The 12,678-nt window shown below is 59.5% G+C and carries 13 protein-coding genes and 1 riboswitch; of the genes, 5 read left to right on the top strand and 8 right to left on the bottom strand.

Annotated elements, in window-relative coordinates; translation table 11 throughout:
- Positions 1-27: 27 nt before the first annotated feature.
- The 3 genes from HK20_RS03815 to HK20_RS03805 are packed head-to-tail and all read right to left on the bottom strand — an operon-like array spanning position 28 to position 1,815.
- The gene (locus tag HK20_RS03815) at positions 28-348 is read right to left on the bottom strand and encodes an antibiotic biosynthesis monooxygenase (RefSeq protein ID WP_086645825.1); all 321 of its coding nucleotides are present in this window, start codon (positions 346-348) and stop codon (positions 28-30) included.
- Positions 349-393: 45 nt separating this feature from the next.
- Positions 394-1,176 carry a siderophore-interacting protein gene (locus HK20_RS03810; RefSeq protein ID WP_086645767.1) on the bottom strand — a complete coding sequence of 261 codons (783 nt, stop codon included), beginning with the start codon at positions 1,174-1,176 and terminating at the stop codon, positions 394-396.
- Positions 1,177-1,221: 45 nt separating this feature from the next.
- Complete coding sequence (locus tag HK20_RS03805) at positions 1,222-1,815, bottom strand: PadR family transcriptional regulator (RefSeq protein ID WP_086645766.1); 594 nt, start codon at positions 1,813-1,815, stop codon at positions 1,222-1,224.
- Positions 1,816-1,969: 154 nt separating this feature from the next.
- Positions 1,970-2,050: riboswitch (Fluoride riboswitch) on the top strand.
- Positions 2,051-2,155: 105 nt separating this feature from the next.
- On the opposite strand from HK20_RS03805, the gene HK20_RS03800 reads away from it, so the two are divergent.
- Together HK20_RS03800 and HK20_RS03795 are read left to right on the top strand one after the other, a co-directional pair.
- On the top strand, positions 2,156-2,974 hold the full coding sequence (locus tag HK20_RS03800; protein WP_086645765.1) for a universal stress protein: 819 nt from the start codon (positions 2,156-2,158) through the stop codon (positions 2,972-2,974).
- A gap of 31 nt (positions 2,975-3,005) precedes the next feature.
- Positions 3,006-3,419 carry a CrcB family protein gene (locus tag HK20_RS03795; protein WP_086645764.1) on the top strand — a complete coding sequence of 138 codons (414 nt, stop codon included), beginning with the start codon at positions 3,006-3,008 and terminating at the stop codon, positions 3,417-3,419.
- Between the two features lie 27 nt (positions 3,420-3,446).
- On the opposite strand, the gene HK20_RS03790 is transcribed toward HK20_RS03795, so the two are convergent.
- The 5 genes from HK20_RS03790 to HK20_RS03770 form a co-directional block, all read right to left on the bottom strand.
- Positions 3,447-4,355, bottom strand: a complete 909-nt coding sequence (locus tag HK20_RS03790) for an NAD(P)-dependent oxidoreductase (protein WP_086645763.1) — start codon at positions 4,353-4,355, stop codon at positions 3,447-3,449.
- A gap of 18 nt (positions 4,356-4,373) precedes the next feature.
- The gene (locus HK20_RS03785; RefSeq protein ID WP_233129068.1) at positions 4,374-4,769 is read right to left on the bottom strand and encodes a cupin domain-containing protein; all 396 of its coding nucleotides are present in this window, start codon (positions 4,767-4,769) and stop codon (positions 4,374-4,376) included.
- A gap of 34 nt (positions 4,770-4,803) precedes the next feature.
- Positions 4,804-5,346 (bottom strand): Rrf2 family transcriptional regulator, encoded by a 543-nt coding sequence (locus HK20_RS03780; RefSeq protein WP_086645761.1) that lies wholly within the window; start codon positions 5,344-5,346, stop codon positions 4,804-4,806.
- 129 nt (positions 5,347-5,475) lie between these two features.
- Positions 5,476-7,485 (bottom strand): squalene--hopene cyclase, encoded by a 2,010-nt coding sequence (gene shc, locus HK20_RS03775; protein ID WP_369823014.1) that lies wholly within the window; start codon positions 7,483-7,485, stop codon positions 5,476-5,478.
- Between the two features lie 142 nt (positions 7,486-7,627).
- Positions 7,628-8,191, bottom strand: a complete 564-nt coding sequence (locus HK20_RS03770) for a TetR/AcrR family transcriptional regulator (RefSeq protein WP_086645759.1) — start codon at positions 8,189-8,191, stop codon at positions 7,628-7,630.
- A gap of 429 nt (positions 8,192-8,620) precedes the next feature.
- Between HK20_RS03770 and epsC the strand changes: the two genes are divergently transcribed.
- The 3 genes from epsC to HK20_RS03755 all read left to right on the top strand — a co-directional run bounded on the left by epsC (position 8,621) and on the right by HK20_RS03755 (position 12,676).
- Entirely contained in the window at positions 8,621-9,436 is an 816-nt protein-coding gene (gene epsC / locus HK20_RS03765; protein WP_086645758.1) for a serine O-acetyltransferase EpsC, read from the top strand.
- 245 nt (positions 9,437-9,681) lie between these two features.
- On the top strand, positions 9,682-11,055 hold the full coding sequence (locus tag HK20_RS03760; protein ID WP_086645757.1) for a family 2B encapsulin nanocompartment shell protein: 1,374 nt from the start codon (positions 9,682-9,684) through the stop codon (positions 11,053-11,055).
- Positions 11,042-12,676: a cysteine desulfurase gene (locus HK20_RS03755; protein WP_086645756.1), complete on the top strand. Its 1,635-nt coding sequence runs from the start codon at positions 11,042-11,044 to the stop codon at positions 12,674-12,676. Before HK20_RS03760 ends, HK20_RS03755 begins: the two co-directional genes overlap by 14 nt.
- The last annotated feature ends 2 nt before the right edge of the window (positions 12,677-12,678 follow it).

Here is a 12,678-nt window from a genome sequence, read left to right as displayed (position 1 = left end):
CACGCAGGAACAGGGGTTGGTTCCCGCTCAGGCCGGTACGTTCTGTAACACCGTAAAGCCTTCAAACACTGGCGGGCCTGCGGTCAGGGCACGCCCCTGCCCGGCCCCCGCATGGGCCTGACGGAACTGCTCGGACTGGGTCCAGCCTACAAACGCATCGTATGACGCCCATACGGTATGGGAGGCATAAAGCCTGCCGCCTTCCTTTTCCGGGCCTTGCAGAAACTGGAAGCTGATAAAACCGGGCACACTCTGCAACAGCACCTCGCGCTCCAGCCAGCGCTGGCGGAAGGCCTCCTCGTTTTCAGGCGGGACCACAAAACGGTTCATGGCAATGTAGTGGGGCATGGTCTGTCTGTTCCTTTCCATACAGGTGGCGGGGTGGCCTGATCCTTAAAACTCCGCGACATCCCGGACCGAGGCATCCCCCTGCCCCATAATCCAGTATCCCGCTGCTTTTATCCACTGGGCGGGTACGCCGCGTTCTTCCAGCAGGTACTGCCGCACGGCCCGGGCAACATGCGCTTCTGCCCCAACCCAGACAAAAGTGCCCGGTTCAATACAGACCTTGTCCAGTGCCGCCACAAGGGCCTGTGCCTGATCCGCCTGCGCCATGGGCCGATGTACCCAGTACGCGCCATGGCTGGCAGAGGTTGCAAAACTCTGCTCATCTTCCGGCCCGGGCACGGCAACAACGGTTGTTACCGCTGCATGGGCGGGCAGTTCCTCCACCCTGCGGCCAATGGCTGGCAAAGCTGTTTCATCCCCCACAAGGAGCCATTGCGCGACCGGGCCTGCAATAACGCGCGAACCTTTTGGCCCACCAATATCCAGCTGTGCACCCACGCTGGCCGTGCGCGCCCATGCCGCGGCCGGGCCTGCGTGATGGTCCACAAAGTCCAGCACCAGCGTTGCGCTCTGCCGGTTATAGCGGCGTGGTGTGTAATCCCTGCGCACTTCCACACCATCGGCTCCGGGCAGGAAGATTTTAATATGGTCATCGGGGGAAGCACTGACAAAATCCGCCATATCCGGCCCGCTCAGGGTTATACGGATCATATGGGGGGTCAGGCGCTCCACAGCCACCACGCTCAGGCTACGCCTGCGCAGCGGGTGGCGCACGGACTCACTTGCTGGTGCAGGTGGCCATGCCTGTTCTTTAGCTGTGTTGTGCATCTCTGTCTGGTCCCTGAATGAGCGTGGAGGATGCTCGAATGGCGCTTATGTCTGGCTGATTGCGCGGGCAGCCTCGTCCAGCAGGGCGGCAATCTGTTCCGCTTCCTGCGCACTTAGCCCGCCGTTGCGCAGCTTCAGGCGAAGGGCGGTTTTCAGGTTTTCCATCGCGCGCAGCACGGGTACCGGTGCATTCCGCCGCCCGCCATGTTCTGGCGCATCGATGCTGGCAGCACGGGTAAGAATGGCGTGCAGGTCCGCACTATTGGCCGCCAGATACGCCTCCCCTTCGGGCGTGATGTGGTACGTCTTGCGCCCGCTCTGCTCTGCGGGGCGGATATGCCCGGCTTCTTCCAACCATGTGAGTGTGGGGTAAATCACACCGGGGCTGGGCGTGTAGCTGCCTGCAAACTTGTCTTCTATGGTTTTGATCAGTTCATACCCATAGGTCGGGTTTTCCCCGATCAGGCTCAGTACGAGCAGACGCATCTCCCCGTAATCGAACAGCCTGTGGCGGCCACCCCGCCGTCCGCCGCCGCCCCGCCCGTGGTGGTGGCCATGCCCTGCCAGATCGGACCGACCTTCGGGGGCAAAAAACTGGTGGCGGTGGCGACCGCCTGCGTGTCTGTTTTTGTGTTTCATGACTCCGATATACATTCCGATATATCGCGAGTAAAGATATATCGGGATATGTTTTTAAAATCCTTCCTCACCCCCTGCAAATCCGCCAGAGACTCCCCCGCGCACGCCGCGCCAACACAGGCAGGATTGACTTGGTAGGCGTGTTTTATTCATACTCAGGCACGGCAATGGACTCTGCCGGATTTTGGCCCGCCAAAATCGAACCGCCTTACTGGCTGATGATTCCTACCCCGCAAAACCATGCGTGAGGGAGGAGTGCGTCCAAAACCATGCCCAGCATACACAATCAGACCGGGCTTTGCCCCACCCCCACCAACCGCACAGGCAGGAACCCCTTGCAATGCGCCTGATCGCTGTTCTGGACGATGCCCAGACCGCAGCCCTGACCCTGCACACCGCAGGCCAACTGGCTGCCCGGCTGGGAGGGGCGGATATTTGCGCCTTCCACCCCATGCCTGCCACGGACCCTGATTTTCAAAGCCCGGATGAAGGGCTGCCAGACCCCGCACAACAGGCCCGCTTTGCGCAAACGGTTGCCACCCGTGCCCACGCCATCCGCCAGATTTTTGAACACTGGCGCAGTACAGCGCAGGGCAGCCCCCACGCCCAATGGGTGGAACAGGCAGGTCCGCCGCGCACAACCCTGAGCCTTGCCGCCAGCAAAGCCGATTTTGTTGTTCTTGGCCCGGCCAGCGCGGCCACTACACCAACAACCCGGCAGAGCTTTGCCGCTGCCCTGTACGATGCACAGGCAACGGTGCTTATTGCCCCACCCACACCACAGCCGGGTTTTGGCCAACACCCCGTTATAGCCTGGCAGGACACCCCCAACCTGCACCGCGCCACCGCCGCCGCCATGCCCCTGCTCCGCACGGCTGAGCGCGTGAGCATTCTGTTAGGGGAACACCACCCCAACGCGGTTGCAGACCCCACATTGCTGGCCACACTGCGCACGCTTGGCGTGGCGGTCACGCTGGAGCGCTTTGTTCTGACAGAACAAAGCGTGGGCGAGCAGCTCCGCGCACGCGCCACGCAGGCGGGGGCAGACCTGCTGGTTATGGGAGCATACGGCCGACCGCATTTTATTGAATGGCTATTTGGCGGCCCCACCGTGGACCTGCTGGCCCATGCCACATGGCCAATACTGACCCACCATTGATAAACACAGAACCACAGGCACAGAGTTTTCCATGTTGACCAACATTTTACCCTCTCTTCTTATCGGTCTGGCCGGGGCTGCTGGCACATTGCTGCGCTACTGGGTGGGGCTGGCAACCTTACGGTGGAGCCAGCTTCTGCCATGGGGGACAATTGCCATTAATGTATCCGGCTCGTTTGCCATTGCCTTTTTTGGCACCCTGACCGCAGCAGGCGGCCGCCTGCCCGTATCCGAAACCGGAAGGCTGGTGTTTATGGTCGGGCTATGCGGGGGGTACACCACGTTTTCCTCCTTCAGCCTGCAAACGCTTGACCTGCTTAAAAACGGAGCACCCGGGCGGGCACTTCTCAATATCGGTCTGTCTGTCGGGCTGTGCATGCTCAGTGTGAGCGCAGGCTACGTTGCCGCGCAGGCCATAAATACCGCAAGCAGCACCGAAAACTGATTTACAAGGCCGTATTTTTACCAGCGCCTACACTACGCCCCATGGCTGCGGGCGCGGGTTAAGGCCCAGAACACGCCGCGCCTTGTGGTTGCTCGCGCCATCAAGCTGGTTCTGATAATATACACTTTCCGGCCCCAGTTGCTGCATGGCGGTCTGCTCATCCATATGCCCCGGCGGGGGAGCACCAACCCACCGGGCATAGGCTGGTAGCCATGCCTGCACCCGTACTGGCTGGTCATCCACCACATTGTAAATACCCTTTGGCGCAGTCAGGGCAGATACGGTTGCTGCTGCGGCATCCTCTACATGAATAAAGGAGAACACGCTCCGCCCTGCCCCAATTATGGCTACCTCGCCCCGGCGCATATGGGTGGTAAAGGCCCCTTCGGGGTCGTACCATGTATGGGGGCCATAAAAAAAGCCGTATCTCAGGGCTATTCCCTGCATATCTGTTGTGTTGATAACCCGGTTTTCCAACGCAGCATACATGCGTGCACTCTCCCCCACATGGCCGGGGGCTGTGGTTTTGAGTGCAGCCGTATCGTCCGCCAGCTTACCGGCTCCATCAAGATAAAAGCCGCAGGACTGCTGGATATATCGCTTTACGCCACAGGCCTGTGCCGCATCAAACAGGTTGCCGCCCCCTTGCAGGCGCAAAACCCGGTCAGCAGGCAGCCTTTGGGGCAGGTCAAACGGACTGGCCGGGAGCGATGTTAGCTGGTCCACCACACAGTCGGGGCGCACCTGCTCCATAATGGCAAAAACTGCTGAGCGGTCCAGCGCATTCCCCTGCACTACCCCCGTACCAAGCGCGCCAACCACCTCCACCCCACGCGGGCTTTGTGCCATGCCCCATACTGTATGCCCTGCATGGCGCAACTGCGTGATCAGGGGACGGCCCAGCGCACCACTGGCTCCGGCTATAAGAATCTTCATGCCTGTTTATCCGTCTGTTCAAGGGGCGGGAGCAACAAAGGGAGCAGCCTTGTTCTTGACGAAAAAGGCAATAAACCGCGCAGGTTCGGTATTACTGGCATTACGCCCCACAAGATGCACATCTGCCGGGCCTTCAAAAAAGCTTTGTCCCTCATGCAGTGTTACAGCAGCCTGCCCTTTGACCTGCATAATCACACAGCCCTGAAGCACATACACAAAAACAGAGGCATTATGCCGGTGCACAGGGTCTGCCCCACCGGGTGGGTAATCCACCAGCACCATGGCCCCCTCCTTGCCTGCAAGGCCGGGCAGGTCGTGGGTCAGCAAAGGGGTCACGCCGGTAGCGGGAGCGGCGTGTGCTCCTCCGGCTACGACACAAAGCACCATGCCGCAAAGGGCCATCAATGGACGCATAATCGAACCTTTTTTACAAAATCTGCTTGGGCTATCAGGCGGATGCCGCGCGTTTTTTCTGCCGCACCCTGCTGGTTCTGCGGGTGCGGGCCCGCTCCCCAAACCAGTGTTCTGCCTCCCCCATAAAAGCCGTGGGGGCTTTATTGCGCACGGTCTGCGCCAGATCGGCCAGTGTGGTCTGGGCCAGTTGGGCACGCATGGCCTGCTCGGCCTGCAACATGGCGGCATGAATACTGCATACGCCCCGCTCGGCCCATTCTGGCGGGCAGTTACCAAACAGGGCACAACGCCCACGGATTTCCTGACAGGTAAAAAGCGCTTTGCGCCCTTCTGCCGCATCCACCACATCCAGCACGCTAATCTGTGCGGCGGGGCGTGCAAGCTGGTAGCCCCCACGCAGCCCTTCCGCTGCAATGAGCAGCCCGGCTTTTTCCAGCCGGGGCATGAGCTTGGCCATAAAAGCTGCGGGAATCCCCTGCATGTCCGCCAGGTCCAGACTGCTCACCGGCTCGGTGTGTTCCACCAGCCAGAGCAGGCTGTGCAGAACGTATTCAGTGCTTGCGCCATAAAGTGCCATACGCGGACCATATTAGTCCGCGTTTTGATTCGCAACAAAAAACCGCCCCAAAAGGGCGGTCATCCTGAACCACACGGTTGGTGGCCTGCCCTGCCCTTTACTGGCAGGCGGGGCAGGCCATAGCCGCCATTACTGGCCCACGGGCATAATCCGTGCCGCACGGCTAAGCGCCATAAGCGGGAAGAACTGGCGATACAGGTCATACCGCAGCATGAACGCACGGGAGAGTTCAGCCCCCTGCTGCAGGCGTTTGGCCACTGCCGGGTCATCAAGCTTAATGGTCTGCCCCACCCCGTAACCGGGGAAGCCAGTGCCGGTAAACTCTTCTTCCGTCCAGCTACCATCGGTTTCCTGCCGGTCGATCAGGTAGCGGCAGCCGCGCGCAATGGCAGGGTGGTCCTGCTCACGGTTGGCGGCAATCAGCCCCATAAGTGCCCACGCAGTTTGCGATGGCGTGGTTGTGCCCCACCCGATGGAGGAAACATCCATATAGGATGCACAACTTTCACCCCAGCCGCCATCTTCCTGTTGGTGGGCAATCAGCCAGTCACACGCGCGGGTAATGTAGGGCTGGGTCATGTCCTCGCCAATGGCGGCAAGGGCGGGCAGTACGGCGCCGGTGCCGTACAGGTAGTTCACACCCCAACGCCCGAACCATGCGCCCGATGCTTCCTGCTCGGCACGAATATACGCAAGCCCGCGCTGGAGGGCGGGGGTCTGGCGGGGCACACCCAGCAGGCCAAAGGCTTCCAGCACATGGGCGGTCACATCGACCGAAGGTGGATCAAGGGCCTCACCAAAGTCACAGAACGGGATTTTGGAAAGCAGGCTGCGGTTATTATCCTTGTCAAACGCACCCCAGCCGCCGCAACTGCTCTGCATGGCAATCAGCCAGTTCACACCGCGGGTTATGGCGTCTTCAACACCTTTTTCCTTCCATTCCTCCCGATTACGGCAGGAGGAAAGGGCAATCAGGGCTACGGCTGTATCGTCCGTATCGGGGTAACGGTCATTGGCGTATTCGAACGCCCAGCCGCCCGGTTCCACATCCGGCAGCTTGATCGACCAGTCCCCTTTAACACGCACCTGCCGCGCGAGCAGCCAGTCCAGCGCCTTGTCCATCTGCGGGGTGTAGCGTTCCTCGGCATTGGCATCATGCAAGGCCATAAGGGCCAGCATTGTGTCCCATACCGGGCTGTTGGTGGCCTGCACCCATGAGGCATCGCCCTGATCACGCCGCCAGCCCGGGTCATCCAGTGCAGCCAGAGCCTTGGCCATGACCGGGTGATGGAACTGGTAGTCCTCCCCATGCAGGGCCATCAGACCGTAAACCCATGGGGGTTGAATCCCACCCCATCCGCCATCGGCATCCTGATGGCGGATAATCCATTCCAGCATATGGCGGATAGCCGCCTCACGCACCGTATTCCGTTTGAGGAACCTGCTCTGGAGCCAGTGCAGCCCCTTGTCTGTGGTGCGGAAAAAGCTTGACCACAGATCCACCCCTTCCTTTTTGGGCAGAACGTAATCAAAGTTCTCACGCCCCTGGGGGAAGAGCGCATCCAGCCGGTCCTGCGGGCGCAGGGGGCGGCTTGGCCTGCGGGCGGAAAGAATGGCCAGCGGCACCAACGTTGCCCGCGCCCATTGCGCAAAGTTATAGATGGAAAAAACAAATTTGTTCGGGAACCAGATAACCTCGGGCGGGAGGTTGGGGGTCTGCTCCCACGGCCATTCACCAATCAGCGCCAGCCAGTAGCGGGTAAACACACGTACGTTGCGCAAGCCCCCCATGCGCATGATCCATGCACATGCCTTGCTCAGTTCTGGTGTATCGGCTGCGTAACCGAGCGAGCGCAGGGCCGCGTAGGCTTCCACCGTTGCGTTAATGTCGCCATTACCAGCACCCCAGTATGTGCCCCAAGACCCATCCTCGCGCTGCATGTGCAGCAGGGCTTTGCCAAGGCGGGGGCGCAGGGGGTGGTCTTCCAGCCCAAGGTACCACAGGGCCAGGCACCACTCCGCCTCCATGGAGGCATTGGACGCCACAGGCCCCACCCAGTGCCCATCGGCTTTCTGCTCCCCTATCAGCCAGTCGCAGGCGGCTGCCACGGTGTGGGCCAGACTGTTGCCCATGCCCATAAACGGTGTGGGAATTACACAGGAGGGAGTGGGAGGAACTGTAGCAGACACGGCCGCCTTCACTTTCGAGGGGTGAGAAATCGTATTCATTGGTGGTGACCCGAACACACTATACAAAGTTCAGTCATGCAAGGTCCTGCGCTTATGCGAGACTGGCTTCCATGGGTAAAGCCAGTTTTTGAATATCCGCAAAAACGCTGGTCCATTCTGCATCCTGCATATCGACAAACCCGAGACTTCTTAGAAAAAAAGCCCCTTCAGCGGCAAAAATCATTGTGCGTATCTGCCGTGCTTCCACGGTATGGCCTTCCCCCTGCCCCAGACCCAGCCAGCGCGCATACCACGCCTTGATCGGGGCCAGATGCCGGGGGGACTGGAGCAGCGTCACCAACATACCCACCATGCGCGCACGTGCGGCATCATCTATGCGGGCACAGGCCTGCACATAGGCGCGGGCAAGGCTGGCCGGGCCTGCGGCAGCACTACGGCAACGCGCTACATGGGTATCAAACACCAGAATCCAGCGTTCGATCAGCGCTGCTATCAGGTCATCCTTGCTGCCAAAGCAGTATTGCAGGCCGCCTTTGGTAATCCCCGCCTCGCGCGCCACGGCATCCAGCGTAAGGGCGGTTGCGCCATTGCGCTGCACAAGGTGCTCGGCACAGGCCAGCACTTTTTCGCGGTCTATGGTTCTGGGGCGGGCCATACCTTTGCAATACCCTTAGCTGGTTTAATTCCGTCCAGATGGAATTAAACCAGAGCGCAAGCGCTTTCAACCCCCCGCCACACATGGCCTATGTGCACCCCGCCAAATAAACTAATTTATTGCGTACATTTCCGCCCTCAAAATAACTCACGATCTTGCGTATTTATATTGACTCCCTATTTCATGGCGCTAAATTGCCTATACAGTTTTGGAGCACAACAACCACAGGCAAGGCGTAAGCAGGTTTTTTCATGCTTGTTCATCAGCACATTCCCCTGACCGCCCGATGTCGGGCCACCCAACGCAGCCCTGACTAACAGGGGCTTGCCCCGCCCCATGCCCAGGCTGGCTCCCGCCACAAATACGTAGGAACCGGGATGTCTGGCCCAATACAGTTTCCGACCCTGTTTTCGGAAAAAGGCAGGCATCATGGTTGATACGATGCTCTTTGCACAGCACGCCAGAACCGACGGACAAACCGACACGTTTGCCCACACGGTATGGCGCAAACTGCGCCATGAACTGCAAGCCGCTCCGGCTCCTTTATGGGCGGAGCACAGCACGCCCCAGTCCCTTCTGGCGCGGCTTTTGGCCGAAAAACTTGCCGAACCCATTATACCTTTTGCAAGCCTGCACCCCCTGTTCTGCCAGATTTTGCAGCAATCACCCACCATTATGGTAGCCGCAGCACAGGACCTGCACGCCTACGCCACCATGGACCCAGCGCGTGAAGGATATGTTGCGCCGTTTTTGCACCTCAAGGGTTTTCAGGCCGTGCAGGCGTACCGGATAGCCCATGTTTTGTGGCGGAACGGGCAACGCCTTTCCGCGTTACACCTGCAAAGCCGTGTTTCTGAAGTCATGGGCATAGATATTCACCCCGCCGCTGTTCTGGGGCACCGGCTTGTACTGGCCCCCGGATACGGCCTTGTCATTGGTGAAACTGCATTGGTGGAAAACGATGTTGTTCTTATGTCGGACATAACACTGGGCGGGACGGGCAAACAGGCTGGCAGGCGGCACCCTACGCTCCGCCGTGGCGTGCTGGTTGGGCCGGGCACGCAAATTCTGGGGGCAATAGAAATTGGGGAAGGGGCAAAAATTGGAGCGGGGGCTGTGGTTGTCAAACCGGTCAGCCCGTTTACCGCTGTCGCAGGCAACCCGGCACGGTATGTAAACAGCCATACCCATTGGCCTGTTTTGACAATGGACCTATCCTTCCCGGCCATTGACTATCTATTATAACTCATTTTTTAGTGAATAAGAATAATTAACATTTTTCTTCCGTTTAATGTTGACCTTCTTTTTGTGGGTGCTAGGCTGAACAGACAAACCGAATCAGGCCATCTGGTCGGTTATTAAAAAGGAGCATGACCATGTATCCTACTTTACTTTTCATAAATCGATGTTGACCGAGCCATAACGCTCGGAAACCCATTTCCAGCACAACACATCTTTAAATAATACCTCTTTATGAAAGACTATTTGCCGTGACTGAAGCACAGTCCACCCGTACCGTCAGTGCCTCTGCACTGGACCGCAACCTGTCTGCCCGCCAGCTTTCCACCGCCCATGTAACCCGTGTGCAAAATCTGGAGCGCAGCCCGCGCTGGCTGCACCTTCTGCTCCCCTGGGTGAATGTTGGCGGGGGCGTATTCCGCGTTAACCGCCGGCGCCTTGTTTCCTCCCGTTTTGGGGGTGTGCTCTTTACGGGTGAAGGGGATGCTGCACGCCCCGTGCCTGAAAGCCTGCGGGCACTTCCCGAGTTTTCGCAGGCAATGGATGCCCAGATCCATGAACTTGTAAGCAAGTTCCAGCACCACACCCACCCCGATGGGGCCGATTTTACCTTGCCCGAAGGCACTCTGGCCCTTGTTGCCAGCGGTGCTGTGCAGCACCATACAAACAACGGGGCAGCACGCACCGTGCGGCACCTGTTTGCGGCACCGGGGCAGCATTTTGTTGCGCCCTCCGGCCTGGGTAGCAAAGACCTGCATGCCGTTGGCAAAACAACCCTGCTCACCCTCCCCCCCGAGCAGATCGCCAGCACTCCGTGGCTGAAAACCGCCCTGACCGCGCAGGACGTAGCCAGCCGCGCCGACGTAAACCAGTATGGAGAGGCCGCCATTCAGGTCCTTTCCAGCGTGGACGGAGAGCCAAAACTCCCCACCACTTTTGTCGATTATCAGGACCACCCGCGCGAATACTATATCCATTCCATTCAAACCGTTCTGCGCACGCATACCCGTATTACCGACCTGTACAGCAACGAATTTGACCAGTTGCGTGAACAGGTGCGTGTGGTGATTGACGTTATCCGCGAGCGCGAGGAATGGGAGCTGCTCAACAACCCCGAATTCGGGCTGCTGAACGAAACAGCTATTGCCCAACGCGTGCCCACACGCGGCGGCCCACCCACCCCGGATGATCTGGATGAACTGCTGACAAAGGTCTGGAAAAAACCGGGCTTTTTCCTTGCTCACCCCAAAGCCATAGCGGCCTTTGGGCGCGAGGCCACGCGCCGTGGCGTGCCACCGCCGACCATTAACCTGTTTGGTTCGCCCTTTATTACCTGGCGCGGTATTCCCCTTGTACCCTCAGACAAAATTCCCGTCACGCCCGATGGCCGGACCAGCATCCTGCTCCTGCGTGTGGGTGAGGAGGAACAGGGCGTTGTGGGCCTGCACAATACAGGCGTTACGGGGGAAGTGGAGCCCGGCCTTTCCGTGCGGTATAGCGGCACGGACCAGCATTCCGTGGCATCGCACCTGATCACACGCTACTTCTCCGCCGCTGTTCTGGTGGAAGACGCCATTGCCCGGCTCGATAACGTGCAGATCGGGAGCTATTATGACTACACCTGACACATTTGCAGACCCGCAGGCGCTGGCACAGCAGCATGCGGTGGAGCGGGCATTCCGCGATGTGCTGGGGCATGGGGCGGCACCTGCCGCTCCACGCACGCCCCTGCCCCCCACACAGGGGGGCAACACCCCCCACCCGTTTGCCTCGGGGGCGGATGCCTCTATTTACGAACCTGTCTGGTCCAGGCACCCAGTTTCACAAAACAAGGCGGAAGAACGTCCCCCCTTGTGGGAGGAACCCGCAACATCGCCCTTTTTTAGCGGCACATTCGCGCTCCCACGCACCACAACACCCCCAGCCCCCGCGCCAGCCATAGCGGAGGCACCACACCATTCCGTGCCGTATTTTTTACGCCACGCAAAAGGTGCCGCCAACGCCGCCCCCCAGCATGCGCCCCACCCCGCACTGGGTGGGTACGATGTGGCGCGTATTCAGGCGGATTTTCCCATCCTGCACCAAAGGGTTAATGGCCATAAACTGATCTGGCTGGACAACGCCGCCACAACCCAGAAACCCCGCGCGGTCATTGACGCCACCTCCGCATTTTATGAGCAGGACAACTCCAACATCCACCGCGCAGCCCATACGCTGGCCGCCCGTGCGACCGATGCGTTTGAGGGGGCACGCACAAAGCTCCAGCACTTTATTGGCGCGCGTGAGGCGGCGGAAATTGTATTTGTACGCGGCACAACCGAGGCCATAAATCTTGTGGCCCAGAGCTATGGCCGGGCCAACATTGGCCCGGGTGATGAAATACTGATCACCACCATAGAGCACCATGCCAATATTGTGCCCTGGCAGCTCCTTGCCCGTCAGACGGGGGCCGTGCTCAAGGTTGCTCCGGTCAATGACCGGGGGGAACTGCTGCTGGAACATTTTGCAGCACTCCTTTCTGGCCGCACAAAGCTGGTTTCGGTCACGCATGTTGCCAATGCGCTGGGCACCATTAACCCGGTTGAGCAGATCATAGCCCTTTCGCACGCAGCCGGGGTGCCTGTGCTGGTTGATGCGGCGCAGTCCTCCCCGCATCTGCCGCTCAATGTGGCGGCACTGGATGCGGATTTTCTGGTTCTTTCGGGCCATAAAATATACGGGCCAACAGGCATTGGCATTCTGTATGGCAAACGCCACCTGCTGGAAGCCATGCCCCCCTGGCAGGGAGGTGGGCATATGATCCGCGATGTAACCTTTGCCCATACCGAGTTCCAGGGTCTGCCAGAAAAGTTTGAGGCCGGAACCCCCGATATAGCCGGTGCGGTCGGGCTTGGGGCTGCCGTGGACTACCTGCAGGGCATTGGCCTACCCGCCATTGCCGCGCACGAGCACGCTCTGCTCGAATACGCCACGCAACAGTTTGAGCACCTGCCGGGTGTGCACATTATTGGAACAGCGCAGGCCAAGGCCAGTGTGCTTTCCTTTATTGTGGATGGGCACAGCGTGGGGGATGTTGCCAAACATCTTGACCGGCACGGCATTGCCGCGCGCTCTGGCCATCATTGCGCGCAACCAGCCTTGCGCAGGTTTGGTGTAGAGGCCACAGTGCGGGCTTCCTTTGGCCTGTATAACAGCTTTGAAGATGTGGACGCCTTGATAACATCCCTTAGACAACTGGTGCGGTAGGC

Origin of the sequence: Acetobacter sp. DsW_54, from assembly GCF_002153575.1 — a bacterium.
In the GTDB taxonomy this organism is placed as follows: Bacteria; Pseudomonadota; Alphaproteobacteria; order Acetobacterales; family Acetobacteraceae; genus Acetobacter; species Acetobacter fabarum.
This window is presented reverse-complemented; position numbering and strand designations above follow the sequence as displayed.

Excerpts from the sequence above, each read along its gene's own strand:
- HK20_RS03815 (WP_086645825.1), bottom strand. The coding sequence starts at position 348 with ATGCCCCACTACATTGCCATGAACCGTTTTGTGGTCCCGCCTGAAAAC.
- HK20_RS03810 (WP_086645767.1), bottom strand. The coding sequence starts at position 1,176 with ATGCACAACACAGCTAAAGAACAGGCATGGCCACCTGCACCAGCAAGT.
- HK20_RS03805 (WP_086645766.1), bottom strand. The coding sequence starts at position 1,815 with ATGAAACACAAAAACAGACACGCAGGCGGTCGCCACCGCCACCAGTTT.
- HK20_RS03800 (WP_086645765.1), top strand. The coding sequence starts at position 2,156 with ATGCGCCTGATCGCTGTTCTGGACGATGCCCAGACCGCAGCCCTGACC.
- HK20_RS03795 (WP_086645764.1), top strand. The coding sequence starts at position 3,006 with ATGTTGACCAACATTTTACCCTCTCTTCTTATCGGTCTGGCCGGGGCT.
- HK20_RS03790 (WP_086645763.1), bottom strand. The coding sequence starts at position 4,355 with ATGAAGATTCTTATAGCCGGAGCCAGTGGTGCGCTGGGCCGTCCCCTG.
- HK20_RS03785 (WP_233129068.1), bottom strand. The coding sequence starts at position 4,769 with ATGCGTCCATTGATGGCCCTTTGCGGCATGGTGCTTTGTGTCGTAGCC.
- HK20_RS03780 (WP_086645761.1), bottom strand. The coding sequence starts at position 5,346 with ATGGCACTTTATGGCGCAAGCACTGAATACGTTCTGCACAGCCTGCTC.
- shc (WP_369823014.1), bottom strand. The coding sequence starts at position 7,485 with ATGGGCATGGGCAACAGTCTGGCCCACACCGTGGCAGCCGCCTGCGAC.
- HK20_RS03770 (WP_086645759.1), bottom strand. The coding sequence starts at position 8,191 with ATGGCCCGCCCCAGAACCATAGACCGCGAAAAAGTGCTGGCCTGTGCC.
- epsC (WP_086645758.1), top strand. The coding sequence starts at position 8,621 with ATGGTTGATACGATGCTCTTTGCACAGCACGCCAGAACCGACGGACAA.
- HK20_RS03755 (WP_086645756.1), top strand. The coding sequence starts at position 11,042 with ATGACTACACCTGACACATTTGCAGACCCGCAGGCGCTGGCACAGCAG.